Here is a 25,555-nt window from a genome sequence, read left to right as displayed (position 1 = left end):
GCCGAGCGTGGCATCCAGCCGTCTGGCACTTTGCGCTGTCACACCTGCCACGAACTTACGTCTGGCATGACAACTTGCTTACTTGATCTGCGTCTGGAATCAGAAGACCGGCCACAGGTCCCGGGCGTTATTCGACATTCGGCGAACGCTCAGGTTGTTGACTGACCTGCTGCTGATGAATCGATGAATCCGCGCCATGGCGTCTTCGATGTCCGGCAATGCCGGCAACGTGACCACGCGGAAATGGTCGGCTGCGGGCCAGTTGAACGCGGTTCCCTGGACCACCAGCAGCCTTTCCGACATCAGCAGTTCAAGGACAAACTTTTCGTCATCCTTGATCGGGCAAATTTTCGGATCGATCCTTGGAAATGCGTACAGCGCGCCCATCGGCTTGACGCAACTGATGCCGGGAATAGCGTTGAGCAGTTCATGCACCCGGTTGCGCTGTTCGAGCAGGCGCCCCTGAGGCAAGACCAGGTCATTGATACTCTGGTAACCCCCCAGCGCGGTCTGGATCGCATGCTGGGCCGGAACGTTGGCGCACAGGCGCATGTTCGCCAGCATGTCGATGCCTTCGATGTAGCCGGCGGCATGCTGCTTCGGCCCGGAAATCACCAGCCAGCCGGAGCGGAACCCGGCCACCCGGTACGACTTGGACAACCCGTTGAAGGTCAGGCACAGCAGGTCTGGCGCCAGCGAGGCGGTGCTGATGTGCACCGCCTCGTCGTAGAGAATCTTGTCGTAGATCTCGTCGGAGAACACCACCAGATTGTGCTGGCGCGCGATCTCCAGCATTCCCAGCAGCACGTCTCGCGGATACACCGCACCGGTGGGGTTGTTGGGGTTGATGATCACCAGCGCTCGGGTGTTAGGGGTGATTTTGGCCCGTATGTCATCAAGGTCCGGCCACCAGTCCTGCTGTTCGTCGCACATGTAGTGCACCGCATTGCCCCCGGCAAGACTCACCGCAGCGGTCCACAACGGATAATCCGGTGCGGGCACCAGCACTTCATCGCGATTGTTCAGCAGCGCCTGCAGTGACATCACAATGAGCTCGGAGACGCCATTGCCCAGGTAGATATCGTCGACGCCGACGCCCTCGATCTGCTTCTGCTGACAGTACTGCATGACAGCTTTGCGGGCGCTGAACAAGCCTTTGGAGTCACTGTAACCTTGCGCCTTCGGCAAATTACGGATCACATCCTGGAGTATCTCGTCGGGTGCCTCGAAACCGAACGGCGCCGGATTGCCGATATTCAGCTTGAGAATGCGCTGGCCGTCCTCCTCCATCTTTCTGGCCTGCTCCAGTGCCGGGCCACGAATGTCATAACACACACTGTTCAACTTCAGCGATTTCAGATACTGCACGACTACACATCCTTGTTTTTTTATCAGGGTCGCAGCAACAGCAATCTCAGGTCCGAGAGACTGCCTTCAACTGCTCATCCGGGGACTTCGACAGTGCCCGCGACATATTCAGGAAAACGAACAACACGACCATCGGAATGGCGATAAACAGTGCCAGGCCACGAACGCCCAGTTCGGAAAAGGAGCTGACCAGCAAACCGTAACCGGCCCCCGCCGCCATCTGGAAAAAGAAAAACTGCCCGGAGGAAATACCGATATCGCGGCTGACGCTCTTCAATAACCCGGCCTGAGTCGCGGGAATCACCATCCCGACCGACAACAGAATGAACACCATCGGAATCAGCAGCGCCGGCAGCACACTGCCGAACACCGACAGCAGAATGCCCAGCAACATGCACCCGGCCATGCCTACCCTGCTTCCAAGCAGCAGGATCTCGTTCAACGCCCACCTGGCGCTCAATGCTCGCGCCAACGTACTGCCAATCACATAACCGACGGCGCACAGGGAGATCACCGCGCCGTAACCCAGGCTGGACATGCCCAGCTCCGTCTGCAGCGCATAAGTCGAACAGGACAGGAACACGAAGTAACTCATCCACACCAGACTGATCCCGGCGGCATAAGCCAGATAATCCGCATTTTTGAAGTTGGCGGCATAAACGGCAATGATGCTGCGCCCCGTCGAATCCGATGCCCCCGGAGAGGTGTCGACCTGCCAGAAAAGCACCAATGCCGCGAGATTGAAGATCCCCACGCCGCCCATCATCCAGCGCCATCCCAGCGAAGGTAACAGCATGCCGCCGAGCAACGGTGCAATACACGGTGTGAGCGCTATCGCCGAGGCAAGGGTGGTGAGAATTCGCAGGCGTTTGCTTTCCGGATAATCGGATTTCACGATCAGTCTGGTGGTTACGGTCCCTACACACCCTCCGAGGGCCTGCATGAAACGCGCAACCGCAAACAGGTAAAAGGAGTCCGAGAACGCTGCAAGCAGGCACCCGGCAGCACAAATCAACAACCCCGAAATCTGTACACGACGGGCTCCGATACGATCGGCAAGAATCCCTGCCAATACCACGGACAACGCATACCCGATCATGTAAACAACAAATGTTTCCTGAATCGCCTCATGGGGGACTCGAAACTCTTCCGCCAGTTTTGCAACCGTAGGCGTCATCAGGCCAAGTCCGAGCTGCGGCACGATTACAGCCGACAACAACGCTGCAGGTAACAGGATTCCGGGGCGGCTGGATTTCACGCAGAAAGCTCCTTGAGGTATTGATCAGTCGTCAGCAAATGCGGCAGAACCCGGTCGATCTGACGTGTGATCATGGCCAGTGAACTGGTGTAGTAATGGTTACCGGCAGCCAGTTGGCCCAAGGCATAAATAGCGTCGCTGGCCTTGCCACTGCGGTCGATGACCTTGTGCGAACCGAATGACACGTGCAGGCCACCAAACGGATGGTGCTGAGCGACGCCATTGTTGACCATCGAAGACACCAGCTCGGTACCTGTCTGCCCGACGCCACCCGTTTCAGATCGCGTGGCATTGATGACCCAGTCGGCATGACAGGCGCCTGCCTGATAATTCAAGACAAAACCGCCACCAGGACTCAGCTCCACGCCCTTCAGGCCAGGGCGAATCACGAGGTGCCCGGATTCAAGCATGTTGCGCAACTTGTTGGCCGTCGCCGGAGGCATCGGGTTGCACAGGCTCATGAAAATCGAATGATAGTTGGCCATGTAGTAACTGCGATCGCCCGCACTCAGGCTGTCCCAGGCCAGCTCGACGTAGTCGTTGGCAATATCAATCAGGATGGACAGCCACTTTTCGCCGCGGGCCGACGCCTGAAGATGGCGCTCCAGCCGCTCGAACGGCAGTTGACCAGGCGCCAGTTCAGCCTTGAGCTTCTCCAGATCCACGCCTTGGGCTGTCAGTTCGAAGGTGATCAGGCCAAGCCATTTCGACCACGAGATCATCCCCGCTTCATCACGCAGCTCTTCGATGCGTTCGCGGGTGATGACCTTGTAAGTGAAGTCGTGATGCGGCATGCGCACCGCTGGCAGCAGCGCATTGCGCGACAGCATGACGATCTTGCCGCGGTGTCCCTGGGCATTCAGGGCCAGGACTGCATCGACAGCAGAGAGGCTGGAACCAATGATCGCCACCTGATCGTCGCCGCCAATCGCGGAAAACTTGGTCCACATCGGATACGGATTGCCGATGTAATTCTGGGAACAGGCCAACGAGAAGATATCCGCCGGTTCAGCGGTACCGATGCACAGAATCACCCGGTCAAATACTTGTTGCGGCCCGTTTTCGACACCGACGACCGCTTTGTCATCGTGCATCGTCAGACTGGTGACCTTTTGCCCGATCACCCGAATCGGTCGCTTGAGGTCACGCGCCAGCGCCACTTGCTCGGCAAAACAATCGGACAGGTACTCACCAAAATAGTGACGGGGCAAGAAGTCAAGTTGCGCCAGTGCACTTCCATATTTATGAGTGACCCATCCTACAAAGTGCCGGGGATCGTCACTTTTCACGGACATGAATCGGGCCTGGCGATTAATCAATCCATAATCACCATCGTTTTGATAAGCGCGACCTGGACCAATTTTCTTGTCAGGCTCATAGAGGGTAATTGCAACATCCATATTTTTCAGCTTAACGTCGCGCTGCAACGCATCAATTACACTAATCGCTGTTGCACCCCCTCCGACTATCGCAATCTTTAGTTGCGGCTCGCGATGATTAGTCTTATTGAGTGTTGACAGTTTTTCAAAAGCAGTCATTGCCGACGATATCCCTATACCAATCCAGTTTCTCTTGACCCCAATGACTCGCGCGCCACCCCTCAACGCGTTAGCTTGAGCGGCGTTGAGCGTATTTGTATGCCGCGCTAAGATGAAGATCCATTAAATGGATTTTGGTGTGTACCACTATGACCAGAGGTAAGCGGCCAGTTGGCCTCGACCTAGTCTTGCCGTTCGAATTGACCGAACATTCGCTGTCCACCAAACATCAGCTTTTGTGCCGTTTCCTTGAACACTTGATCAGTTCCGGTCGGCTCCCATCCGGCGAAGCGCTGCCCTCCACACGCACGCTTGCGCAAAGATGGGGAGTTTCCCGAGGGACCCTGGAAACTGTTTTCGATCAATTACGCGAAGAAGGTTTCATCATTCGCAAGCGAGGTGCCGGCTCGGTGGTCTGCGCAACATTGCCGGACAATCTGATCGCCGCGGCCAGAACTAAGGAACTGCAAGTCGAACTTGATACTCACCGGTCATCCGATTCACCTGCTCCCATTACTTATTTACAGCCGTATGTACCGTTTATTGCCAGACTGGCCGATCCGGGATTGCTCGAAGAAAAAGATGTAAAGTCGTTATGCACACCTTCCGCCAAAGACCTCGCCACCGCAGTATCGGCCTCGTCACTCGGCGGTGACGAAAACTTGCGCAAGTCCATTTGCGACCATATCCAGATCTACCGCGGGATTGATTGCTCACCTCAGGACATCGTGATTACCCATGGCATCAGACACTGTCTCGACCTTATCAGCCGGGTATTGGGAAAAGAGGCCGTTGTTGCCATGGAAGATCCCGGCTATTACTGGGCCCGGCGGATATTCAATTGTTCCGGCAACACAATCATCGATATTCCAGTGGACGAAGCAGGTCTGATCGTTGAAGCGTTGTCACCCGCCAGTCCGGTTCAGGCCATTTATGTCACGCCCTCTCACCAGGCTCCTTTGGGTGTCTGCATGAGCATGGCACGCCGCAAGGCCCTGCTGGCCTCGGCCACCGCTGCAAATGCGATCATCATCGAAGACGACTACGACAGCGAGTACAACTATGGCAGTGCTCCCCTGCCCGCCATCAAATCAATAGATACAAACGACCGGGTGATTTTCTGCGGCAGCTTCAATAAAACCCTGTTCAGCAACTTTCGTCTGGGCTTCATGGTCATTCCCAAACATTTACAGAAGAAAGTCATCAACCTCTTCGAAGACACCGGCCAGACGCCCGGCATACTGGGTCAGCTCGCACTCAACCAGTTTCTCTGCACCGGAAAATATGTACGGCATTTGCGCATCTCGCGACAGACGTATCAACATCGACGCGATTTGCTGATCTCAAAGCTGCGAGAAAACCCTCATCTGCAGATTTCCGGCGAGCAATCCGGATTACATTTTGTGCTCTGGTTACCCGCAGACATTGATGAAAGAGAATTCTGCGCACGGGCTGCCCTCTTCAACCTTTGCCTGCAACCGGTATCCGCATTCACCAGCAGTCACGCGGTCAAACCCGGCGTGCTGATTGGCTACGCGGCGCTTACCGATACGCAGATCAATCAGGCGGCTGCCTGCTTGCTGGATCTCGTCAAGTCATTTACTCAATGTACCGAGCGCGTCCCAATCGGATAAACCACCCGCTCCGCTATGACTCACACCCGAGCATTACTTGCCAGGCCCACGCAAAAAAGCCCGGCAGCGCTACCGGGCTCTTTAATTGCTGCTAACGGGCGACGCGCGACAACGTGTCATCCGTTTCCTGTGTCGCTGTTTTCGCTCCGTGAATCAACGGTCCATAACGCCGACTGAACTCCCAGCCGTACGGCACGCGATCCTTGCTGACGCCGTTGTCCCAGTTCACCGACCAGGTCATCAGGCCCTTGATCGGCAGCCCTTTGATCGCCAGACGTTTGAGCGCATTGCCGACGGCGGTGCTGTCGATCACGTAACCGGTGGCAGCCGCATCGACGTTGGCCGGCAGGCCGATGACAAATTTGTCCGCCGGGATTTTGGTGAAGCCCCGGGTGCCGGTCACCAGACTTTCGGTCAGGTAATAGAGGAAGTCCTCCTTCAGCGCATCGTTGTTCTGCGCGATCCACGCACCATTGCCATTATTGGCTTCCGGTACCCAGACCCCGTCGCCGCCCTGATTGTAGAACTGCGGCGCGATGAAGTCGTAATAGCCTTCCAGTGCCTGCAGGTATCCGACGTACTTGCCGTTGGTGGTCAGGTACGGAAACTCCGGGGCCATGCTGATGATGAAGTGCTTGCCCTGGCCTGCGTAGTGATCCTTGACCAGTTTCAGCGCGGCTGGCAGCACGGTCTTGTTGGCAGCGAAATCAATCGCGCTCTGTTCAAGATCGATGTCCAGCCCATCGAAGCCGTAGGTTTCGACCAGACGGATGATTTCATTGGCCAGCGGTTGTTCCTGCCCGCTGCGCAACTCGATGTGCGCATCGGCGCCACCCAGGGACAGCAGCACCGCCCGCCCCTGGCTGTTGAGCACGCCGACCTGACGCCGGAACTCGGCATCGGATACGTTGTACGGCTTGAAGGTCGGAATCCCGCTGCCCTTCATGAACGCCACCGCGACCACGTTGTATTCCTTGGGCACCGCTTCCAGAGCGATCTCGGCGAAGCGGCCCTGACGGTAACCGTCACTCGGCCCCGCCGGCCAGTTGTGCCAGAAGCCCATGAGTATTTTTTTGCCGGCGATGCTCGGCATCAGCGAGGCCGCGTCGGCCGCCTGGTTTTGCACTAGCGTGAAGTCGATATTTGACATGTTCTAATCCTTCAGAACCTGTGGGTTGAGCGTAACGCCGTTATTTGAAGTCGACGTCGAACGCCTGATAGAACGCGTTGCCGGTGTTGGCGACGATCCACATCAGCACGATGACGTGACGGCCCTTTTTGTTGGCCGGCAATTGCACCGAATGATTGACCTTGGCCTTCAATTCCCCCGGATAGCTGTAATACGGCACCTGAGTGTAGAAGTCTTCGGCGAAAGGCTGCGCCTCAAGTTGTGCTCGGGAAATACGCTGTTTCGGATCCCAGCCATCTTTGGTGATCAGCCAGCGATAGCCACGGGTGGTGTGCGGCGCGGTGTATTCCCACTTCACTTCCAGCGTCTGGCCCGGGGTGACACTGAGCAGTGGCCAACTGAACGGACGATTGAGCTTTTTGCTCATTTCCTCGTCGGTGAAGTTCACGCAGTCACGGGCATCGGTCTTGCCACCGCTGAGAATGTAACCATCGGCGGGCGGCGTGACGCTGTCACTATCGCTGCCATACGGCGCAGGAAAAGGCCCTGCCGTCAGCGCCGGAAAGTTCTTGCCGCCTTCCATTTCGTTGACCTGCCAGGCACCGAGCAATCCTTGCTCGATGGCTACCGCACCGCGGCTGGCTGGAGAGGTGACGCGACCGTGTCGCAGCTGGGTTTGAGCTTGTGGTTGATTCATGTTTTTCACTCCGTTGATTTAAGAACTCTCCTGTCCGAGGAGAGGCCTTCAAGCTAACGGAGGTGGTTTTTTTGTCCATCGGCGGTTTTGTCGCAGTCAATCGGCGTCTCAAGTCAAAAACGCCGAAAACACTGGATGAATATACAGCTGATTACGACAAGACCCACCCAACGCATGGCCAAAGGCCTACACGCCGACACTGCAAAAACTGGCATTCAGTACTCATTGCAGTTGCGCCTGGTACTCCTTTTCGTACTGGCCAGCGAGCTGTTCCTTTTGCTTGTCATCGAGCAATTTGCCGGCCATCTGGAAGAACTTCTGCTCTTCTTCCTTGAGATGGTGGTGGACTTTGTCCGAGAGCTTCTTCGCCGTTACCAGCCACGCCGGGCTGGACATCTCGGTCTCATCCAGTTCTTCCATCATCTCGTCCATTTCATGGTGCTCGGAGATGGCGTGGCGACTGAGGTCAACACCGTTGTCGAACTCCATCAGCGGGATGTAGAAGTGGCGCTCTTCAGCGGTTTCGTGGGCCTGCAGCTCGGCTTTCAGCTGTTTGTAGGCTTCAACCCGCTCCGGGGTGTCGCCGCTGGTTTTGACCAGGGCTTTGGCGTAACTGCGCTGGCGGTCGTGGCTTTCGCGAAGGGCTTCGAAAATATTCATGGGGGATCCTCATCAACCGCGTTCGGAATGACGCTGTAAAAGCTAGACCCCGGCGCGACAGCGGCGGTTCCAAAGGGATGAGGAAGGACTTGGAAAGCGCCCATCGGGCAGGATAGGCTGCGAGTTCACCTCACAAGGAAGTTACGCATGACTTTGCGAATCGAGCTGTCGCAGAACCCCACGGAAGAACAACGCAAGGCCATTCTCGAGCCTTTGATTGCGTATAACGACGCCCGGACCGGCGGCTCCACCTCTGAACCTTTCGCCCTGCTGGTGCGCGATGAGCACGACGCGATTCTCGGCGGTTTGTACGGCCGGGTGATCTTCCAGTGGATGTACATCGAGTTGCTGTGCGTCCCGGAGCACGGTCGCGGGCAACTCATCGGCTCGAAACTGATGGCCATGGCGGAAAATCTGGCCAAGGAGAAGAACTGCCTCGGCATCTGGCTGGACACCTTCGATTTTCAGGCGCCGGCGTTCTACGAGAAGCTGGGATTCAGCCAGTTTGGCGAGATCGTTGATTACCCGCCGGGGCATAGCCGGCATTATTTCCAGAAGCGTCTGATCGGTTGAATTCACTGGCCCTATCGCGAGCAGGCTCACTCCTACAGGATCGGTGGCAAACACAAATCCAGTGTGGGAGCCAGCCTGCTGGCGATGGCGGCAGCCGCTTCAACGCATGATCAGAGGCAGGTCGCCAACGCCGCCAGCCGGCGCTTGGCAACAAAATCATCCTTCTGCGCGTAGTAGTTGAGCACGGTTCCCGAAGCATCGCTGGTCACGTCGACAAACGACTCTGCGGAACGGGTGTACACCGTCGAGCCACCCTTCTTGCCCGGTTGCAGATACGCTCCGGCGTCCACGCCAAACACTGCTTCGTCCTGCCAGCCGAACTGTACGCACTGAGCGACAACTTTCTCCGGCTTGTCCGAGGTCAGGACCTTGTACGGGGCTTTGGTGCGAGAATGGTCCATCACCGAACCCGCGCAACCGGCCAGCACGCTCGCGGCCAGCGCTACCATCAGAATTCGCATTGCATTCGCTCATTCAGAAAAAAGCGGACTGTATCATCGCAACAGGCAAAATCGTTCTGCTTTACTGCATTTATAGCGCGACATGCAGCGACTGCTCCGGCACCCTAGGGTCATCAGCCTCACAAGGAACATACATGGCGCCCACCGACCAGCGACATGAACAAGCCCTGAAACTGTTTCTCGACGCGCGCCCCGAATTGCGCGAAACCCTCGATCATCTCAATCCGCTGCTGGCCCAGGCCAAGGGTGAAACCGCTGCGCAGTATCGTGAAGAACGCCTGCACGAAGCCTTCGAGGCCGAGGCGGAGAATCAAGGCCTGTTCGCCTGGGAACTGACCTTGCTCCTGACGGCCGCAACGCCCGAGGACTATCAGGCCCAGCGCATGGAGGTGCATCGCGAGGTAGCGGAAATGGCCCACATGCGCTGGGAAGATTACTGCGAATTGTATGGGCTGGAACCGTAACCGCCGCTGAAGGATATCGTCGCCGATGCTGCCCTCCACTTCGACTCACCGCGCCACTTCCGGGCATCTGCACCGGCAGAAATGGCGTGGCCGCATCGGTCTGGCGCTGGTGGCCAGCCTGTCAGTGCTGGCGGGCATGACCGACGCGATCGGCTTCATGGCCAGCGGCGATTTCGTTTCGTTCATGAGCGGTAATACCACGCGGCTGGCGGTGGCGATCAGTGACGGCGACCTCGGACTGACTTTGCGCCTGATCATCCTCGTCGTCACCTTCGTGATCGGTAATGCCTTGGGCATCGTGATCGGGCGCCTCGGTGGTCGGCGCACATTGCCCTTGTTGCTGTGCATCGCCACCCTGCTCTGCCTGGCGGCGGCCTGGCCGTATGACACGCAACTGCCGGCGTTGCTGGCGGCGATCATCGCGATGGGCATGCTCAACGCGGCGGTCGAGGAAGTGAATGGCCTGCCGGTGGGCCTGACCTACGTGACCGGAGCGCTGTCGCGGTTCGGCCGTGGACTGGGGCGCTGGATGCTCGGCGAGCGGCGTAATGGCTGGCGGGTGCAACTGGTGCCGTGGAGCGGGATGTTCATCGGCGCGATTCTCGGCGCGCTGCTGGAGCAGCATTTCGGGCTTCGGGCATTGTTCGCCAGCGGCTTGCTGGCGGCGGTGCTGGGCGTGCTGTCCCTGAGCATTCCGCGGCGTTGGCAACTGGGCTATATGCCCCGTTGAAAGACGATCCTGTGTGCGCGGGCTTGCTCGCGAAAACGGTGCTTCAGTCAAAGATGTTTCGAATGACCCAACGCCTTCGCGAGCAAGCCCGCTCCCACAGAGGGCATGTGCTTCACTTGGTTTCGCGGCTGCCTTCATAAAGCTTTATCATGGCCGCAGTTTTGCTGATCGAGTCCGTCATGAAGTTCGCCATTGCGCTGTTTTCCGCCGCCCATGCGCCCTCCTCGCGTCGCGCCCTGCTGTTTGCGCAGGCTGCGCTGGCCGGCGGGCATGAGATTGTCCGGCTGTTTTTTTATCAGGACGGCGTCTACAACGCCTCCGACGTGGTGGTCACCCCGCAGGACGAGCTGGACGTGCCCAAACAGTGGCGCGCGTTCATCAGCGAGCAGCAACTGGACGGCGTGGTGTGCATCGCCGCCGCCTTGCGCCGTGGCGTACTGAATGACGAAGAAGCCAAACGCTACCAGCGTGATGCCGTCGCGGTCAGCGCGCCGTGGGAATTGTCCGGCCTCGGCCAGTTGCACGATGCGGTGCAGGACGCCGATCGACTGATCTGCTTCGGAGGCGCGTGAGATGGCCAAATCCCTGTTGATCATCAGCCGCCAGTCGCCATGGTCCGGCCCTGGCGCCCGCGAAGCGCTGGACATCGTCCTCGCCGGTGGCGCGTTCGATCTGCCGATCGGCCTGCTGTTTCTCGACGATGGCGTGTTGCAACTGGCCGCCGGACAGAACGCCAAGGTTCTGCAACAGAAAGATCTCAGCGCCAACCTGCAGGCGCTGCCGATGTTCGGCGTTGAAGAGCTGTTCTACTGCGCCGACAGCGCCAGCAATCGTGGCCTGAGCAGTCTGTCGCTGGACGAAGCGCAGCCGCTCGGCGCTAGCGAAATCACCGCCCTTATTGACCGTTACGACCAGGTGATCACCCTCTGATGTCGACTTTGCATGTGTTGTCTCATTCCCCATTCGGCGACGAGCGCCTGAACAGTTGCCTGCGCGTGATCGGCGCTGCCGACGCCTTGCTGTTATCCGGCGACGCGGTCTACGCCCTGCAAGCGGGAACCGCGCCGTTCAACACGCTGAACGAGCGCCGGGTCAAGCTGTTCGCCCTCGCCGAAGACCTGCTGGCCCGCGCCATCGTTGCTCCCGACTGGGCTGAAGCCATCGATTACCCGGCGTTCGTCGAACTGTCGATCCATCACGACAAGGTCAACAGTTGGCTATGAACTCGATGACTGTCGGCGCCCGCGCCATCGAACTGGACAAGGACGGCTTTCTGGTCGACCTCGACGACTGGTCCCATGACGTTGCCAGCGCCCTCGCTGCCGCTGAAGACATCGAACTGACTGCGGAACACTGGGAAGTCCTCGAACTGCTGCGCAGCTTTTACGCAGAATTCCAGCTGTCACCGGCCACCCGCCCGCTGATCAAGTACACCGCACTCAAACTCGGTCCGGACAAAGGCAACAGCCTGCACCTGAACCGACTGTTCAAAGGCACCCCTGCCAAACTCGCCGCGAAACTGGCGGGCCTGCCCAAACCGACGAATTGTTTATGACCGACTTTCCAGCGCTGACCCTTGAAACGCCCGCCGAGCACCCGTTCGCGCAGTTCGTACGGATCCTCGGCAAGGGTAAACGCGGCGCCCGCGACCTGACCCGTGAAGAAGCGCGGGAAGCCATGGGCATGGTGCTCGACGACAAAGTCGAAGACACACAGCTCGGGGCGTTTCTGATGCTGCTGCGGCACAAGGAAGAAAGCGCCGAGGAAATGGCCGGCTTCACCGAGGCCTTGCGCGAGCGCTTGCAGGCACCGGCGCTGAATGTCGACCTGGACTGGCCGACCTACGCCGGCAAGAAACGCCATCTGCCGTGGTACCTGCTGTCAGCCAAGTGCCTGGCGCAAAACGGCGTGCGGATCTTCATGCACGGCGGCGGCGCGCACACCGCCGGGCGTCTGTACACCGAACAACTGCTTGGCGAGCTGAACATCCCGCTGTGCCGCACCTGGGCGCAGGTCGGCAGCGCGCTGGACCACGGCGGTCTGGCGTTCATGCCGCTGATCGACTGGGCGCCGCAGTTGCAGAAGATGATCGACCTGCGCAACACCATGGGCCTGCGTTCGCCGATTCACTCGCTGGCACGCATCCTCAATCCACTGCGCGCCCGTTGTGGCCTGCAAAGCATTTTCCACCCGGGCTATCAAGCGGTGCATCGCGAGGCCAGCGGTCTGCTCGGCGACACCGCAATCGTGGTCAAGGGCGACGGCGGCGAAATCGAGATCAACCCGGATGCCGACAGCCATCTGTACGGCACCAAGGGCGGCGAGAGCTGGGACGAGGAATGGCCGCAGCTGTCGAGTCAGCGCCACGTCAAACCGGCCTCGCTGGACGTCGAACATCTCAAGGCCGTGTGGCGCGGCGAGGTGGTCGACAGCTATCCGCAAATGGCCCTGATTTCGACCATGGCCTTGGCCCTGCGCGGCCTTGGTCAAAGCCGCGAGCAAGCGTTCGCGACTGCCGAGCAGTACTGGGCGGCGCGCAACAAATCGATTTAACCGATCATTGGCGCCCGATCTTTGCGCTTTTTGTTCGAACTCATCGGAATAGACTCGGCTCCAACGCTTATTGGAATCAGGAGTATTGATCATGGGTTTACTCGTCGATGGCCACTGGCAGGACAAGTGGTATGAAAGCAGCAAAGACGGCGCCTTTCAGCGCGAACAGGCGCAACGGCGCAATTGGGTTACCACTGACGGCCAGCCCGGGCCGAGCGGTGAAGGCGGCTTTGCTGCCGAAGCCGGGCGCTATCACCTGTATGTTTCGCTCGCCTGTCCGTGGGCGCACCGCACGTTGATCCTGCGCAAGCTCAAAGGCCTGGAAAACCTGATCGACGTGTCCGTGGTCAGCTGGCTGATGCTGGAAAACGGCTGGACCTTCGACAAGGCCCTCGGCTCTACCGGCGACAAGCTCGATCACTTCGATTTCATGCACCAGCGTTACACAGCCGACACCCCGAACTACACCGGGCGCGTCACGGTGCCGGTGTTGTGGGACAAAAAACTCAAGCGCATCGTCAGCAATGAATCGGCGGAAATCATCCGCATGTTCAACAGCGCCTTCGATGGCCTGACCAGTAACGAGCTGGACTTTTACCCGGCACCGTTACGCGGCGAGATCGATGCACTGAACGAACGGATTTATCCGGCGGTAAACAATGGCGTGTACCGTGCCGGCTTCGCCACCTCGCAACAGGCTTATGAAGAGGCGTTCGATGAAGTGTATGCCGAGCTCGATCATCTTGAGCGCGTTTTAGGCGCCAACCGTTATCTCACCGGGGAATACCTGACTGAGGCAGACGTGCGCTTGTTCACCACGATGATTCGCTTCGACGCGGTGTATCACGGGCACTTCAAGTGTAATTTGCGGCGAATTGCCGATTATCCGAACCTGTCGAACTGGCTGCGTGAGCTGTATCAGTGGCCGGGGATTGCCGAGACGGTGGATTTTCAGCACATCAAAAATCACTACTACGGTAGCCACAAGACCATCAATCCGACGGGGGTTGTGCCGAAGGGGCCGAAACAGGATTTCACCATCGCCCATGATCGGGAGCGGCTGAGTGGGAAAGGGGTTTGGCGGCGGGGTTAATTGATTCGGTGTTTTTGAGGGTCTCTTCGTGAGCAAGCCCGCTCCCACAGATGATTTGTGCATGACACAGATCCAATGTGGGAGCGGGCTTGCTCGCGAATGAGGGCAACGAGGTTTCAGACCTGCGCCTGAGCACCCTCGAACCACGCCAGTTTCTCGCGCAGCTGCACCACTTCCCCCACGATCACCAGCGTCGGCGCATGCACTTCATGCTCCGCCACCAGACGCGGCAGGTCGGCCAGCGTGCCAGTAAAGACCCGCTGATTGACCGTGGTGCCCTGCTGGATCAACGCCGCCGGGGTGTCCGCGCTACGACCGTGTTTGATCAACTGCTCGCAAATCACCGGCAAGCCCACCAGGCCCATGTAGAACACCAGCGTCTGCGCCGGGGCGACGAGGTCGGCCCATGGCAGATCGGTGGAACCATCCTTCAGGTGACCGGTGACGAAGCGCACCGACTGCGCGTAATCGCGATGGGTCAGCGGAATCCCGGCATACGCCGCGCAACCGCTGGCCGCCGTGATCCCCGGCACCACCTGGAACGGAATCCCGTGGGCTGCCAGCTCTTCGATTTCTTCACCACCGCGACCGAAGATGAACGGGTCACCGCCCTTCAAGCGCACCACGCGTTTGCCGGCCTTGGCCAGATCCACCAGTTGCTGGTTGATCTGATCCTGCGGCACGGCGTGGTCTGAGCGACGCTTGCCGACGTAGACACGCTCGGCATCGCGACGGCACAACTCGAGAATCGCCGGCGCCACCAGACGGTCGTACAGCACCACGTCGGCTTGCTGCATCAGACGCAAGGCGCGGAAGGTCAGCAGATCCGGATCACCCGGCCCTGCCCCCACCAGATACACCTCGCCGGTGGTAACGGTCGCTTCGCCATCGATCTTGGCCTGCAACAGACGTTCGGCCTCAGTGCCCTGCCCGGCCAGTTGCCGATCGGCAATCGGGCCCTGAAACACGTCTTCCCAGAAACCACGACGCTGCTGCACATCCGGAAACAGGTTTTTCACCTGATTGCGGAAACGCGCGGCAAGACCGGCCAGTTGGCCGTAGGTCGAAGGAATCCAGGTTTCGATCTTGGCGCGAATCAAACGGGCCAGCACCGGCGCATCGCCGCCACTGGAGATCGCAACGATCAGTGGCGAACGGTCGACGATCGCCGGGAAGATCACGCTGCATAGCTGCGGCGCGTCGACCACGTTGACCGGCACGCAACGCCGATGGGCATCGCTGGAGACCTGGGCGTTGAGCGTTTCATCGTCGGTAGCGGCAATGATCAAACCGCAACCGTCCAGGTCCGCTTCCACGTAACCACGCAGCAGACATTCGCCACCGCTGGCGGTGACCAGTTCGCGCAGTTGCGCTTCGATTTCAGGTGCGACCACCCGCAGCAGCGCACCGGCATCGGCCAGCAGGCGGGATTTGCGCAAGGCAATCTCCCCCCCACCGACGACCAACACACGACTGCCGCGCAGGTTGTGAAACAGCGGCAGATATTTCATTTAGCCGATGACCTCAAGGCCACCCATGTACGGCTTCAGCACGTCCGGCACACGGATCGAACCGTCGGCCTGCTGGTAGTTTTCCAGCACCGCCACCAGCGTACGACCGACTGCCAGGCCGGAACCATTCAGGGTGTGCACCAGCTCAGGCTTGCCGGTTTCCGGGTTACGGAAACGCGCCTGCATGCGCCGGGCCTGGAAGTCGCCGCAGTTGGAGCACGACGAAATTTCGCGATACTTGTCCTGGCTCGGAATCCACACTTCGAGGTCGTAGGTTTTCACGGCGCTGAAGCCCATGTCACCGGTGCACAGCGCCAGGGTGCGGTAAGGCAGACCCAGCAGTTGCAGGACTTTCTCGGCGTTGGCGGTCAGGCCTTCCAGCGCTTCCATCGAAGTCGACGGCTCGACGATCTGCACCATTTCAACCTTGTCGAACTGGTGCTGACGGATCATGCCGCGAGTGTCGCGACCCGATGCACCGGCTTCGCTGCGGAAGCATGGGGTGTGGGCGACGAACTTGATCGGCAGCAGTTTCGAATCAACGATTTCACCGGCCACGATGTTGGTCAGCGACACTTCGGCGGTCGGGATCAGGTACAGATCGGCTTCGCCTTCGCGAGCGATCTTGAACAGGTCTTCTTCGAACTTCGGCAACTGGCCGGTGCCTTGCAGCGCCGGGGCCTGAACCAGATAAGGCGTGTAGGCCTCTTCGTAGCCATGCTCGTTGACGTGCAGGTTGATCATGAACTGCGCCAGGGCGCGGTGCAGACGGGCGATCGGGCCGCGCAGCAGGGCGAAACGTGCGCCGGACAGCTTGGCGGCGGTTTCGAAATCCAGCCAGCCGAACTTCTCGCCGAGGGCGACGTGGTCCTTGACCTCGAAATCGAACTGCGTCGGCGTGCCCCAGCGGCGCACTTCAACGTTGTCGTCTTCGTCTTTGCCGACCGGTACCGATTCGTGCGGCAGGTTGGGGATACCCAGCAGGATCGAATCCAGTTCGGTCTGGATCGCGTCCAGCTCGACTTTACCGGCACTCAGCTCGCCCGCCATGCGCTCGACGTCCGCCATCAGCGGCGCGATGTCTTCGCCGCGCTGCTTGGCCTGACCGATGGATTTGGAACGCGCGTTACGCTCAGCCTGCAGTGCTTCGGTGCGGGTCTGGACGGTCTTGCGCTGTTCTTCCAGCGCTTCGATGCGCGCGGTATCCAGAGCAAAGCCACGGGAAGCCAGGCGGTCCGCTACGTCCTGAAGGTTGCTACGTAACAGTTTGGAATCGAGCATGTCGGTTTCTCGTTATCAAAGTTTGGTCAGGGACAGGCCGGCCCACGTCGCGAGCAGCCCGCCGAATACGCTGATCGCCGCATAGCCCAGGGCCAGCGGCACTTGCCCGCTTTCCAGCAGGCGCACCGTATCCAGTGAAAAGGATGAAAATGTCGTCAGCCCCCCGAGGAAGCCGACCATCAACCCGGCACGCACCTCGATCGGCACCTCCGGGCGTATCAAAAACAGGCCGTACAACACGCCAATCAGCAAACAGCCCACGATATTAACGGCCAGCGTCGCGGTATAGAAGTGCCGCGGCCAATTGGCGTTGACCCAATTGCCGGTGGCGAAGCGCAACAGGGTGCCGGCAATCCCGCCGACGGAGACCGCAACGATCAATGGAAGCACTATTTTCTCCGCTGTCTTGGGCTTAAACGGTCGAGTTGGGCAAGGTGGTTGAGCTTCTCGCCAATCTTCAATTCCAGGCCACGGGGCACCGGTTGATAGAACGGAATCGGCTCGAGCTCTTCCGGGAAATAATCTTCGCCGGCGGCATAGGCGTCCGGTTCGTCGTGGGCGTAGCGGTATTCGTCGCCATAGCCCAATTGCTTCATCAGCTTGGTCGGTGCATTGCGCAAGTGCAGCGGCACTTCCAGCGAACCGTATTCGGCAGCGGCGCGCAGTGCAGTCTTGAAACCCATGTACACCGCGTTGCTTTTCGGCGCGCAGGCCAGATAGGTGATGGCCTGAGCCACCGCCAATTCGCCTTCCGGGCTGCCGAGGCGCTCCTGCACCTCCCACGCCGCCAGGCACAAGCTCAGGGCGCGCGGGTCGGCGTTGCCAATGTCTTCGCTGGCCATGCGCACCACGCGCCGGGCCAGGTACAGCGGATCGCAGCCGCCGTCGATCATCCGCGCAAACCAGTACAGCGCGCCATCGGGGTTGGAACCGCGTACCGATTTGTGCAGCGCGGAGATCTGGTCGTAGAACGCTTCGCCGCCCTTGTCGAAGCGTCGCCGGGTGTCACCGAGCAGGCTTTGCAGCAACTCGGTGCCCATTTCGCTATTGTCTTCGGCCAGATCCGAGGCGTTCTCCAGCAGATTGAGCAGGCGCCGACCATCGCCGTCAGCGGCCGACAACAGCATCTGGAAGCCTTCGTCACTGAGGGTCAGGTTGCGCTTGCCCAGCCCGCGCTCTTCGGTGAGCGCGCGACGCACCAGTTTGCGCAGCGCCGTCTCGTCGAGGCTTTTCAGCACATAGACGCGGGCCCGCGACAACAGCGCGTTGTTCAATTCAAACGAAGGGTTTTCGGTAGTGGCGCCGATGAAAATCAGCGTGCCGTCTTCGACGTACGGCAGGAACGCATCCTGCTGCGATTTGTTGAAGCGGTGCACTTCATCGACGAACAGGATCGTGCGCTTGCCGTACTGACCGGCCTGCTGCTTGGCGATTTCAACGGCCTGACGGATCTCCTTGACCCCGGCGAGAACCGCCGAGACCGTTTCGAAGTGCGCATCCGAGACTTCCGCGAGCAATCGCGCCAGGGTGGTCTTGCCCACACCCGGCGGCCCCCAGAAGATCATCGAATGCAGGGCACCCTGCTCCAGCGCCTCACGCAGAGGCTTGCCGCGAGCGAGCACGTGCTCCTGACCGACGTACTCATCCAGATTGGTCGCACGCAAACGCGCGGCCAGTGGCTGGGCAATCGGTGCACTGCGAAACAGATCCATCACGTAGCGTTGAAACCTCTGATTGTCTGAAACCGGTTGGAATACCTGTGGACACCTGTTGGTGACCCTGTGGTGAGGGGATTTATCCCCGATGGACTACGCAGCAGTCGCCTTTTTTGGGGCTGCTTTGCAGCCCATCGGGGATAAATCCCCTCGCCACAAAAGCTCCAAGCCACAAGAGCCCAACCCGGGATCCGGGTTTATTCCTGGATAACGTCAGCACCCTTCGGGATGTCGAACTTGAACTTCGACGCCGGCACCGCTTCGTTGGCCTTGACCCCGGTGAACAGGATGTTGGTGCGCTGACCGACGCTGTCGATCAGTTGCATGTCATTGAGCAGGCCATTGCGGAACGACAGGCGCAGATTGTCGAACAGGGTGTCCTTGGTCTTCGGCTTGAGGGTGAAGTCGATCACGCCGCCCGCCTCTTTCGCGGTGATATCAAAACTCTGGCTGATCTTCGACACATCACCGGACAGCAGCAGCGCCGGGGTCTGAGTCAGACGCTCGTCGAGCTTCTTGATGGTCGCCTGCTCCAGATCCGGGTCCCACAGGGTGACCTTTTTGCCGTCGGAGACCATGGTCTGCTCGTTCGGGGCATTGGTGTGCCAGTAGAACAGGCCCGGACGCTGCAGGGTCATCTCACCGGTGGTTTCCTGCAACTGGGTGCCGCTGCCGTCGAGGGTCAGCTGCGAGAAGTTCGCGGTCAGGGTTTTCGACGTTTCCAGCAATTGGGTCAGACGCGCCACGTCCTTGTCATCGGCGTGGGCCGTGAACGTGGTCAGCGCCAGTACTGGCAACAGCATGCGGATAAGACGCATGGGAGTCCTCTTGAATACTCGTTGGGGGAGCGGCGGCACATCATTGTCCCGCCTTTTGCTTTTAATCAGTCGCGAACCGGGCCCGGGGCCAGAACTTCACGCGAACCGTTGGTGTTCATTGAGGTGACGACCCCGGCCATTTCCATGGCTTCGATCATGCGCGCAGCGCGGTTGTAACCGATCTTCAGCTTGCGCTGTACTGCAGAAATCGACGCCCGGCGGCTTTCCAGGACGAACTGTACGGCTTCGTCATACAGCGCGTCGGCCTCCGGATCATCACCGTCGCCGCCACCGCTGCTGCCTTCAAAACCGCTGCCCGCCTCTTCGACACCGTTGAGGATGTCATCGTTGTATTCGGGTGCGCCACGCAGTTTCCAGGCTTCGACCACGCGGTGTACTTCATCGTCGGAAACGAACGCGCCGTGCACACGGATCGGCAGGCTGGTGCCCGGCGGCATGTAGAGCATGTCACCATGGCCGAGCAGTTGCTCGGCGCCGCCCTGGTCGATGATGGTCCGCGAGTCGATCTTGCTCGACACCTGGAACGCCATACGGGTCGGAATGTTTGCCTTGATCAGACCGGTGATCACGTCCACCGAAGGACGCTGGGTCGCGAGGATCAAATGAATACCGGCGGCACGCGCCTTCTGCGCGATACGCGCAATCAGCTCTTCGACCTTCTTGCCGACGATCATCATCATGTCGGCGAATTCGTCGACGACCACGACGATGGTCGGCAGCTTCTGCAGCAGCGGCGCTTCGTCATGAATGCTTTCGCGCTTGTACAGCGGATCGCTCAACGGCTCGCCGGCGTCCTGGGCTTCCTTGACCTTGGCATTGAAGCCGGACAGGTTACGCACGCCCATCTTCGCCATCAGCTTGTAGCGACGTTCCATCTCGGCAACGCTCCAGCGCAGGGCGTTGGCGGCGTCTTTCATGTCGGTCACTACCGGGCACAGCAGGTGCGGAATGCCTTCGTAGATCGACAGCTCGAGCATTTTCGGGTCGATCATGATCAGCTTGGCGTCGTCCGGGCCGGACTTGAACAGGATCGACAGGATCATCGCGTTCACGCCCACCGACTTACCGGAACCGGTAGTACCGGCGACCAGCAGGTGCGGCATCTTCGCCAGGTCGGTGATGACCGGCTTGCCGCCGATGTCGTGGCCCAGGGCCAGGGTGACCGGCGATTTGAAGTTGTCGTACTCGGGGGTCGACAGCACTTCGGAGAAACGCACGATCTGCCGGTCTTCGTTAGGAATCTCGATACCGACCGTAGTCTTGCCCGGAATCACCTCGACCACCCGCACGCTGGTCACGGCCAGCGAACGTGCAAGGTCTTTCGCCAGGTTGGCGATGCGGCTGACCTTGACGCCGGCTGCAGGCTGGATTTCGTAACGGGTAATCACCGGGCCCGGATGGATCGAGTCCACGGTTACCTCGACGCCGAATTCCTTGAGCTTGATCTCCAGCAAGTGGCCGACCGCTGCCAGGGATTCCGGCGAGTAATTGAGTTGTTTCTTTTCCGCAGGATCGAGGATCGAGATCGGCGGCAAGGTGCCTTCCACGGCGCTGTCGACGAACAACGGCACCTGCTTCTCTTTCTGCACGCGCTTGCTTGGCTCGGGCGCCTTGGCCGGAGCCGGGGCGATGACCGGCGGTACCTGCTTCTCGCGATCGGACATGTGCTTGCTCAGGGCCTGCTCGCGCTCGATCAGGCGCTCCTTGACCTTGGCCTGCTCACGCTTGTCGGTGACAGTCGGGGCGACCACATCGTGGACGCGGTCATCGACTTCACGCAGTTGCGCGACCAGTTGCTTGCGCTCGGTACGCGCCGACCACCAGCGGTTGATCGCGCCCTGAAACAGTTCGAACAGGTCGAGAGTGATCTTGCCGGTGACGTCCATCACCTTGAACCACGACAGGTCGGTGAACACCGTGAGGCCGAACAGGAACAGCGCAATGAACAACAGCGTGCTGCCCTGAATATTCAGGGCATTGCGCGCCAGATCGCCGAGACTTTCGCCCAGCGCCCCGCCCGCGCCCGCCGGCAGGCCGGTGGCCGCATGAAAATGGATATGCGCCAGCGCAGCGCCCGACAGCACCAGAAACACCAGACCGATCAGGCGCCAGGAGAACAGCCAGCCGCTCCACTGCCACGGCTCGTGACGTTGACGGAAGATCTGATAGGCCTTGACCGCCAGCAGCAGCGGGAAGATGTACGCGAAGTAACCCAGCACCATGAACAGGATATCGGCGCTGTAAGAACCGGCGGGGCCGCCGAAATTCTGCACATCGTCAATCTTGCTGTTGTGGCTCCAGCCCGGATCATCCTTGCCGTAGGTCAGCAAGGCCATCATCAGGAACAGGCACAAGGCTCCGATGGCGATCAATGCACCTTCCTTGAGCCGGTAGTGCAATTGCTGGCGCCAGAGCGGAACGACTGTTTTTGGTGCTGCGGTGGATTTCTTCAAAACGCTTCTTTTCCTGCGCCCGGGGCGCGTCCATCTATTGAATGTCGATAAAAAACTGCCCAAGCCAGGCAGGTAAAAAAGTGAACCGGCGCATCTGAGACTACTTTTAACACTGTGCCGCAGCTTTTATAAACACAGCCATAAACACAGCGCTCTACAAATATTCTGTAACAGCCCGGCATTGTACGGGTTTGTGCGGCTGATGCCATGCTTCAAACCCCATAGCTGAGCATAGCCAAGCGCACAAATCCTGCGGTTCAATTTGAGCATGCATTGCCTTTTGTGACAAAGGCTTATGAGGTGTATTTGATGAACGCAGCGAAGCATTCACGCCTGATCATTCTCGGTTCCGGCCCCGCCGGTTACAGCGCCGCCGTGTACGCTGCCCGTGCCAACCTCAAACCGGTGGTGATTACCGGGCTGCAGGCCGGTGGTCAGCTCACCACCACCGTCGAAGTCGACAACTGGCCTGGCGACGTCGAAGGCCTGACCGGCCCGGTGCTGATGGAGCGCATGCAAAAACACGCCGAGCGCTTTGCCACAGAGATCGTTTACGACCACATCCACACCGCCAAGTTGCAGCAGCGCCCGTTCGAGCTCATTGGCGACAGTGGCACTTACACTTGCGACGCCCTGATCATCGCCACCGGCGCTTCGGCGCAGTATCTGGGCCTGCCTTCGGAAGAAGCCTTCGCCGGCAAAGGGGTTTCGGCTTGCGCGACCTGTGACGGCTTCTTCTATCGCAATCAGGTGGTCGCCGTGGTGGGCGGCGGCAACACCGCTGTCGAGGAGGCGCTGTACCTGTCGAACATCGCCAAAGAGGTGCATTTGATCCATCGCCGCGACAAATTGCGCTCGGAGAAAATCCTTCAGGACAAACTGTTCGAAAAAGCCGCCAATGGCAACGTTCGCCTGCACTGGAACCAGAATCTGGACGAAGTGCTGGGCGATGCCAGCGGAGTGACCGGCGCGCGCCTGCGTGACAACCATACCGGGCAGACCCGCGAACTGGCACTGGCCGGCGTATTCATCGCCATCGGCCACAAACCCAACACCGAGCTGTTTCAGGGCCAATTGCCAATGCGCGACGGTTATCTGCTGGTCAAGGGCGGCAGTGACGGTGACGCCACCTCCACCGAGATCCCCGGCATCTTCGCTGCCGGCGATGTGGCCGACCATGTCTACCGCCAGGCCGTGACCTCGGCCGGCGCCGGCTGCATGGCGGCACTGGACGCGGAGAAGTATCTGGACGACATTCCTGTCATTTAACGGCACACTTTAGCGCGGGCCTCGCGCCCGCACCGCCCTCCCCTTCTGCAAGCCTGGACGCCATGCTGACTTGGTTACAACGCAATTCCCTGACTTTCCCGCCCCTGGATAAGGCCATGCGCGATCCCAATGGATTGCTGGCTGCCGGCGGCGATCTGTCCGCCGATCGTCTGGTGCAAGCATACCGGCACGGCTGTTTTCCGTGGTTTTCCGAAGGACAGCCGATCCTCTGGTGGTCGCCGGACCCACGCACCGTGCTGTTTCCCGACGAACTGCATGTTTCGCGCAGCCTCGGCAAACTGCTGCGCAAGCAACGCTACCAGGTGACCTTCGATCAGGATTTCGACGCCGTCATTCGCGCCTGCGCCGCCCCCAGGGATTATGCCGACGGCACCTGGATCACCGAGGCCATGCAGGACGCCTACCTCGAATTGCATCGACGCGGTTTCGCCCATTCGGTCGAGGTCTGGGATCAGGGCCAACTGGTCGGAGGCCTGTATGGCTTGGCGATGGGGCAGCTGTTTTTCGGCGAATCGATGTTCAGCCGCGCCGACAACGCCTCCAAATTCGGCTTTGCCACGCTGGTGCAGCATCTGAAAGAAGCGGGATTCGTTCTGATTGACTGCCAGATGCCGACTGATCATCTGCACAGCCTCGGCGCCCGCGCGATCCCCCGCCAGGAATTCGCCGACTATCTGGCTCGCCACCTGGATCAACCCAGTCGTGCCACTTGGGTTTGCTGAGCGACTTTTGCGCGCGTGGCTTACACTTAATTCACCAGCTTATCCCGAGGGTTGATCATGACCGAGTTGGCGCGCTTGAAGTTCTATGCCACTCAGCCTCATTCCTGCAGTTATCTGCCCGAGGAGCAGGCGACGACGCTGTTTCTCGACCCGAGTCAGCCCATGGATGTGCATGTCTACGCAGACCTGTCGGAAATGGGTTTTCGTCGCAGCGGCGATCATCTGTATCGGCCCCATTGCCAGAATTGCAATGCGTGCGTGCCTGCACGCATCCCGGTGGCGCAGTTCAGCCCCAACCGCCAGCAGAAACGTATTTTCAAACGCAATGCCGATCTGCAGGTACGCCCGGTAAAACCGCACTTCAGCGAAGAATATTTCGATCTGTACCAGCGCTATATCGAACAGCGACACGCCGACGGCGACATGTACCCGCCGAGCCGCGACCAGTTTTCGACCTTTCTGGTGCGCGACCTGCCTTTTTCGCGCTTCTATGAATTTCGTCTCGACGGACGGTTACTCGCCGTCGCGGTAACCGATCTGCTGCCCAACGGCCTGTCGGCGGTCTACACCTTTTACGAACCTGACGAGGAGCGCCGTAGCCTGGGCCGTTTCGCAATCCTGTGGCAAATCACCGAAAGCCAGCGCCTGGGGCTGGAAGCGGTGTATCTCGGTTACTGGATCAAGAACTGCAAAAAGATGAGCTACAAGACCCAATATCGCCCCATCGAATTGCTGATTAATCAGCGCTGGGTGATCCTTAACTGATCGCAAGCCGTAAACCCCTTGGCTTAAACCCCCTTTTTCGGGCACAATGCACGCCGCTTTTGCCTGGCGCAGTTGCACCGGGCCATTCATTGGATACCGAGGGCTTTACTGCATGTCGAAAGAAGACAGCTTCGAAATGGAAGGCACTGTCGTCGACACCCTGCCCAACACCATGTTTCGTGTGGAGTTGGAAAATGGGCACGTCGTAACCGCGCATATTTCCGGCAAGATGCGCAAGAACTACATTCGTATTCTTACCGGTGACAAAGTGCGCGTCGAGCTGACGCCCTATGACTTGAGCAAAGGGCGCATTACTTACCGCGCTCGTTAATCAAGTCAATACAAGACGCCCGGCTTTGCCGGGCGTTTTTGTATCTGGGATTTGGGTTTTGGTTTTGGTTTTGGTTTGGGTGTATATCCGTTGCTGCGGTAACGGCCTCCTATGGTTTCGCTCTTACAGCGAGTCACCTTTTCCAAACGCCAAAAAGGTAACCCAAAAGGCTTTGCCCCGGCGTACGGCACTTCGCTGAGGCTCAGTGTTCCCTCGCTACGGTGTCCATCCGGGGGCATCGCCTCCGGTTTGCTTCGCTGCACCTCCTCTCGATGTATGCGGCTTCGCCGCAGGGCGCTACGCGCCTACCCCCCGGATGAACACCTTCGCTCGGCCTGCCGAAGGGGCAAAAAATCAAAAGCCAGATCAAGAGCCAAAGCCAAAGCCAAAGCCAAAGCCAAAGCACAGATCAAAAGATCACAGCCTTCGGCAACTCCTACATGGTATGGGGTGTTTTCAGTTAGAGATTGGTTGGCTGTCAGGCCGCCAT

The 25,555-nt window shown here is 59.3% G+C and carries 25 protein-coding genes and 2 pseudogenes; 14 read left to right on the top strand and 13 right to left on the bottom strand.

All coding sequences use genetic code 11. The features are described from left to right. Window positions 1-174 precede the first annotated feature (174 nt). The 3 genes and pseudogenes from CKW11_RS20040 to CKW11_RS20030 form a co-directional block, all read right to left on the bottom strand. Window positions 175-1,368, bottom strand: a pseudogene (locus tag CKW11_RS20040) (pyridoxal phosphate-dependent aminotransferase); the annotation flags it as partial. 46 nt (window positions 1,369-1,414) lie between these two features. Continuing rightward, window positions 1,415-2,626, bottom strand: a complete 1,212-nt coding sequence (locus CKW11_RS20035) for an MFS transporter (RefSeq protein WP_095138972.1) — start codon at window positions 2,624-2,626, stop codon at window positions 1,415-1,417. Next, window positions 2,623-4,164, bottom strand: a complete 1,542-nt coding sequence (locus tag CKW11_RS20030) for an FAD/NAD(P)-binding protein (protein WP_081730309.1) — start codon at window positions 4,162-4,164, stop codon at window positions 2,623-2,625. The genes CKW11_RS20035 and CKW11_RS20030 overlap by 4 nt, the downstream gene beginning before the upstream one ends. 188 nt (window positions 4,165-4,352) lie before the next feature. Here CKW11_RS20030 and CKW11_RS20025 point away from each other — a divergent pair, with 188 nt between their 5' ends. Then, window positions 4,353-5,798, top strand: a complete 1,446-nt coding sequence (locus CKW11_RS20025) for a PLP-dependent aminotransferase family protein (protein WP_159974169.1) — start codon at window positions 4,353-4,355, stop codon at window positions 5,796-5,798. A 127-nt stretch (window positions 5,799-5,925) separates the two neighbouring features. Here CKW11_RS20025 and CKW11_RS20020 read toward each other — a convergent pair. From CKW11_RS20020 to CKW11_RS20010, 3 genes and pseudogenes are all read right to left on the bottom strand, one after another. Further along, window positions 5,926-6,948: pseudogene (locus tag CKW11_RS20020) on the bottom strand (chitinase); the annotation flags it as partial. A 40-nt stretch (window positions 6,949-6,988) separates the two neighbouring features. After that, window positions 6,989-7,624, bottom strand: coding sequence for a lytic polysaccharide monooxygenase auxiliary activity family 9 protein (locus CKW11_RS20015; RefSeq protein ID WP_095138967.1), 636 nt, complete (start codon window positions 7,622-7,624; stop codon window positions 6,989-6,991). 222 nt (window positions 7,625-7,846) lie between these two features. Then, window positions 7,847-8,284, bottom strand: a complete 438-nt coding sequence (locus tag CKW11_RS20010; RefSeq protein ID WP_095138965.1) for a hemerythrin domain-containing protein — start codon at window positions 8,282-8,284, stop codon at window positions 7,847-7,849. Between the two features lie 147 nt (window positions 8,285-8,431). Here CKW11_RS20010 and CKW11_RS20005 point away from each other — a divergent pair, with 147 nt between their 5' ends. Further along, window positions 8,432-8,857, top strand: a complete 426-nt coding sequence (locus tag CKW11_RS20005; RefSeq protein ID WP_095138963.1) for a GNAT family N-acetyltransferase — start codon at window positions 8,432-8,434, stop codon at window positions 8,855-8,857. Window positions 8,858-8,967: 110 nt separating this feature from the next. Here CKW11_RS20005 and CKW11_RS20000 read toward each other — a convergent pair whose 3' ends face one another. Continuing rightward, on the bottom strand, window positions 8,968-9,318 hold the full coding sequence (locus tag CKW11_RS20000; protein WP_095138962.1) for a hypothetical protein: 351 nt from the start codon (window positions 9,316-9,318) through the stop codon (window positions 8,968-8,970). Window positions 9,319-9,452: 134 nt separating this feature from the next. On the opposite strand from CKW11_RS20000, the gene CKW11_RS19990 reads away from it, so the two are divergent. The 8 genes from CKW11_RS19990 (at window position 9,453) to CKW11_RS19955 (ending at window position 14,158) form a co-directional block, all read left to right on the top strand. Beyond that, window positions 9,453-9,782 (top strand): DUF6388 family protein, encoded by a 330-nt coding sequence (locus tag CKW11_RS19990; RefSeq protein WP_027614684.1) that lies wholly within the window; start codon window positions 9,453-9,455, stop codon window positions 9,780-9,782. Between the two features lie 25 nt (window positions 9,783-9,807). Next, the gene (locus CKW11_RS19985) at window positions 9,808-10,512 is read left to right on the top strand and encodes a YoaK family protein (protein ID WP_095138960.1); all 705 of its coding nucleotides are present in this window, start codon (window positions 9,808-9,810) and stop codon (window positions 10,510-10,512) included. A gap of 179 nt (window positions 10,513-10,691) precedes the next feature. Continuing rightward, window positions 10,692-11,084 (top strand): sulfurtransferase complex subunit TusD, encoded by a 393-nt coding sequence (tusD, locus tag CKW11_RS19980; protein ID WP_095139052.1) that lies wholly within the window; start codon window positions 10,692-10,694, stop codon window positions 11,082-11,084. Window position 11,085: 1 nt separating this feature from the next. Further along, the gene (gene tusC, locus CKW11_RS19975; RefSeq protein WP_095138958.1) at window positions 11,086-11,442 is read left to right on the top strand and encodes a sulfurtransferase complex subunit TusC; all 357 of its coding nucleotides are present in this window, start codon (window positions 11,086-11,088) and stop codon (window positions 11,440-11,442) included. Further along, window positions 11,442-11,735, top strand: coding sequence for a sulfurtransferase complex subunit TusB (gene tusB / locus CKW11_RS19970; RefSeq protein ID WP_095138956.1), 294 nt, complete (start codon window positions 11,442-11,444; stop codon window positions 11,733-11,735). The genes tusC and tusB overlap by 1 nt, the downstream gene beginning before the upstream one ends. Next, a complete protein-coding gene (locus CKW11_RS19965) occupies window positions 11,732-12,067 on the top strand; it encodes a TusE/DsrC/DsvC family sulfur relay protein (protein ID WP_003223861.1) in 336 nt (111 codons plus the stop codon). Before tusB ends, CKW11_RS19965 begins: the two co-directional genes overlap by 4 nt. Continuing rightward, the gene (locus CKW11_RS19960; protein WP_095138954.1) at window positions 12,064-13,065 is read left to right on the top strand and encodes a glycosyl transferase family protein; all 1,002 of its coding nucleotides are present in this window, start codon (window positions 12,064-12,066) and stop codon (window positions 13,063-13,065) included. The genes CKW11_RS19965 and CKW11_RS19960 overlap by 4 nt, the downstream gene beginning before the upstream one ends. 91 nt (window positions 13,066-13,156) lie before the next feature. Beyond that, complete coding sequence (locus tag CKW11_RS19955; protein WP_095138952.1) at window positions 13,157-14,158, top strand: glutathione S-transferase family protein; 1,002 nt, start codon at window positions 13,157-13,159, stop codon at window positions 14,156-14,158. A gap of 116 nt (window positions 14,159-14,274) precedes the next feature. On the opposite strand, the gene cysG is transcribed toward CKW11_RS19955, so the two are convergent. The 6 genes from cysG to CKW11_RS19925 all read right to left on the bottom strand — a co-directional run bounded on the left by cysG (window position 14,275) and on the right by CKW11_RS19925 (window position 21,957). Further along, a complete protein-coding gene (cysG, locus tag CKW11_RS19950; RefSeq protein WP_095138950.1) occupies window positions 14,275-15,669 on the bottom strand; it encodes a siroheme synthase CysG in 1,395 nt (464 codons plus the stop codon). Further along, window positions 15,670-16,950: a serine--tRNA ligase gene (serS, locus tag CKW11_RS19945; protein ID WP_003223852.1), complete on the bottom strand. Its 1,281-nt coding sequence runs from the start codon at window positions 16,948-16,950 to the stop codon at window positions 15,670-15,672. A 15-nt stretch (window positions 16,951-16,965) separates the two neighbouring features. Further along, window positions 16,966-17,340 carry a fluoride efflux transporter CrcB gene (crcB, locus tag CKW11_RS19940; RefSeq protein WP_027614675.1) on the bottom strand — a complete coding sequence of 125 codons (375 nt, stop codon included), beginning with the start codon at window positions 17,338-17,340 and terminating at the stop codon, window positions 16,966-16,968. Continuing rightward, on the bottom strand, window positions 17,340-18,662 hold the full coding sequence (locus CKW11_RS19935; protein WP_095138948.1) for a replication-associated recombination protein A: 1,323 nt from the start codon (window positions 18,660-18,662) through the stop codon (window positions 17,340-17,342). The genes crcB and CKW11_RS19935 overlap by 1 nt, the downstream gene beginning before the upstream one ends. 200 nt (window positions 18,663-18,862) lie before the next feature. Next, window positions 18,863-19,483: an outer membrane lipoprotein chaperone LolA gene (lolA, locus tag CKW11_RS19930; RefSeq protein ID WP_095138946.1), complete on the bottom strand. Its 621-nt coding sequence runs from the start codon at window positions 19,481-19,483 to the stop codon at window positions 18,863-18,865. Between the two features lie 65 nt (window positions 19,484-19,548). After that, window positions 19,549-21,957, bottom strand: a complete 2,409-nt coding sequence (locus CKW11_RS19925; protein WP_095138945.1) for a DNA translocase FtsK — start codon at window positions 21,955-21,957, stop codon at window positions 19,549-19,551. A gap of 309 nt (window positions 21,958-22,266) precedes the next feature. Here CKW11_RS19925 and trxB point away from each other — a divergent pair, with 309 nt between their 5' ends. The 4 genes from trxB (at window position 22,267) to infA (ending at window position 25,065) form a co-directional block, all read left to right on the top strand. After that, window positions 22,267-23,226: a thioredoxin-disulfide reductase gene (gene trxB, locus CKW11_RS19920; protein ID WP_095138943.1), complete on the top strand. Its 960-nt coding sequence runs from the start codon at window positions 22,267-22,269 to the stop codon at window positions 23,224-23,226. A gap of 62 nt (window positions 23,227-23,288) precedes the next feature. Then, entirely contained in the window at window positions 23,289-23,969 is a 681-nt protein-coding gene (aat, locus tag CKW11_RS19915) for a leucyl/phenylalanyl-tRNA--protein transferase (protein WP_095138941.1), read from the top strand. A 57-nt stretch (window positions 23,970-24,026) separates the two neighbouring features. Next, entirely contained in the window at window positions 24,027-24,734 is a 708-nt protein-coding gene (locus tag CKW11_RS19910) for an arginyltransferase (RefSeq protein WP_095138940.1), read from the top strand. Window positions 24,735-24,846: 112 nt separating this feature from the next. Further along, a complete protein-coding gene (gene infA, locus CKW11_RS19905) occupies window positions 24,847-25,065 on the top strand; it encodes a translation initiation factor IF-1 (RefSeq protein ID WP_002553999.1) in 219 nt (72 codons plus the stop codon). Window positions 25,066-25,555: the final 490 nt, after the last annotated feature.

The sequence above is a fragment of the Pseudomonas sp. Irchel s3a10 genome (genome assembly GCF_900187525.1).
GTDB classification, from domain to species: Bacteria; Pseudomonadota; Gammaproteobacteria; order Pseudomonadales; family Pseudomonadaceae; genus Aquipseudomonas; species Aquipseudomonas koreensis_G.
This window is presented reverse-complemented; position numbering and strand designations above follow the sequence as displayed.

Coding starts and splice junctions, on each gene's coding strand:
- CKW11_RS20000 (WP_095138962.1), bottom strand. CDS start 9,318: ATGCGAATTCTGATGGTAGCGCTGGCCGCGAGCGTGCTGGCCGGTTGC.
- CKW11_RS20005 (WP_095138963.1), top strand. CDS start 8,432: ATGACTTTGCGAATCGAGCTGTCGCAGAACCCCACGGAAGAACAACGC.
- CKW11_RS19910 (WP_095138940.1), top strand. CDS start 24,027: ATGACCGAGTTGGCGCGCTTGAAGTTCTATGCCACTCAGCCTCATTCC.
- tusC (WP_095138958.1), top strand. CDS start 11,086: ATGGCCAAATCCCTGTTGATCATCAGCCGCCAGTCGCCATGGTCCGGC.
- lolA (WP_095138946.1), bottom strand. CDS start 19,483: ATGCGTCTTATCCGCATGCTGTTGCCAGTACTGGCGCTGACCACGTTC.
- CKW11_RS20015 (WP_095138967.1), bottom strand. CDS start 7,624: ATGAATCAACCACAAGCTCAAACCCAGCTGCGACACGGTCGCGTCACC.
- aat (WP_095138941.1), top strand. CDS start 23,289: ATGCTGACTTGGTTACAACGCAATTCCCTGACTTTCCCGCCCCTGGAT.
- tusB (WP_095138956.1), top strand. CDS start 11,442: ATGTCGACTTTGCATGTGTTGTCTCATTCCCCATTCGGCGACGAGCGC.
- infA (WP_002553999.1), top strand. CDS start 24,847: ATGTCGAAAGAAGACAGCTTCGAAATGGAAGGCACTGTCGTCGACACC.
- CKW11_RS19955 (WP_095138952.1), top strand. CDS start 13,157: ATGGGTTTACTCGTCGATGGCCACTGGCAGGACAAGTGGTATGAAAGC.
- cysG (WP_095138950.1), bottom strand. CDS start 15,669: ATGAAATATCTGCCGCTGTTTCACAACCTGCGCGGCAGTCGTGTGTTG.
- CKW11_RS19935 (WP_095138948.1), bottom strand. CDS start 18,662: ATGGATCTGTTTCGCAGTGCACCGATTGCCCAGCCACTGGCCGCGCGT.
- trxB (WP_095138943.1), top strand. CDS start 22,267: ATGAACGCAGCGAAGCATTCACGCCTGATCATTCTCGGTTCCGGCCCC.
- CKW11_RS19960 (WP_095138954.1), top strand. CDS start 12,064: ATGACCGACTTTCCAGCGCTGACCCTTGAAACGCCCGCCGAGCACCCG.
- tusD (WP_095139052.1), top strand. CDS start 10,692: ATGAAGTTCGCCATTGCGCTGTTTTCCGCCGCCCATGCGCCCTCCTCG.
- CKW11_RS19990 (WP_027614684.1), top strand. CDS start 9,453: ATGGCGCCCACCGACCAGCGACATGAACAAGCCCTGAAACTGTTTCTC.
- CKW11_RS20030 (WP_081730309.1), bottom strand. CDS start 4,164: ATGACTGCTTTTGAAAAACTGTCAACACTCAATAAGACTAATCATCGC.
- CKW11_RS19985 (WP_095138960.1), top strand. CDS start 9,808: ATGCTGCCCTCCACTTCGACTCACCGCGCCACTTCCGGGCATCTGCAC.
- serS (WP_003223852.1), bottom strand. CDS start 16,950: ATGCTCGATTCCAAACTGTTACGTAGCAACCTTCAGGACGTAGCGGAC.
- CKW11_RS19965 (WP_003223861.1), top strand. CDS start 11,732: ATGAACTCGATGACTGTCGGCGCCCGCGCCATCGAACTGGACAAGGAC.
- CKW11_RS20010 (WP_095138965.1), bottom strand. CDS start 8,284: ATGAATATTTTCGAAGCCCTTCGCGAAAGCCACGACCGCCAGCGCAGT.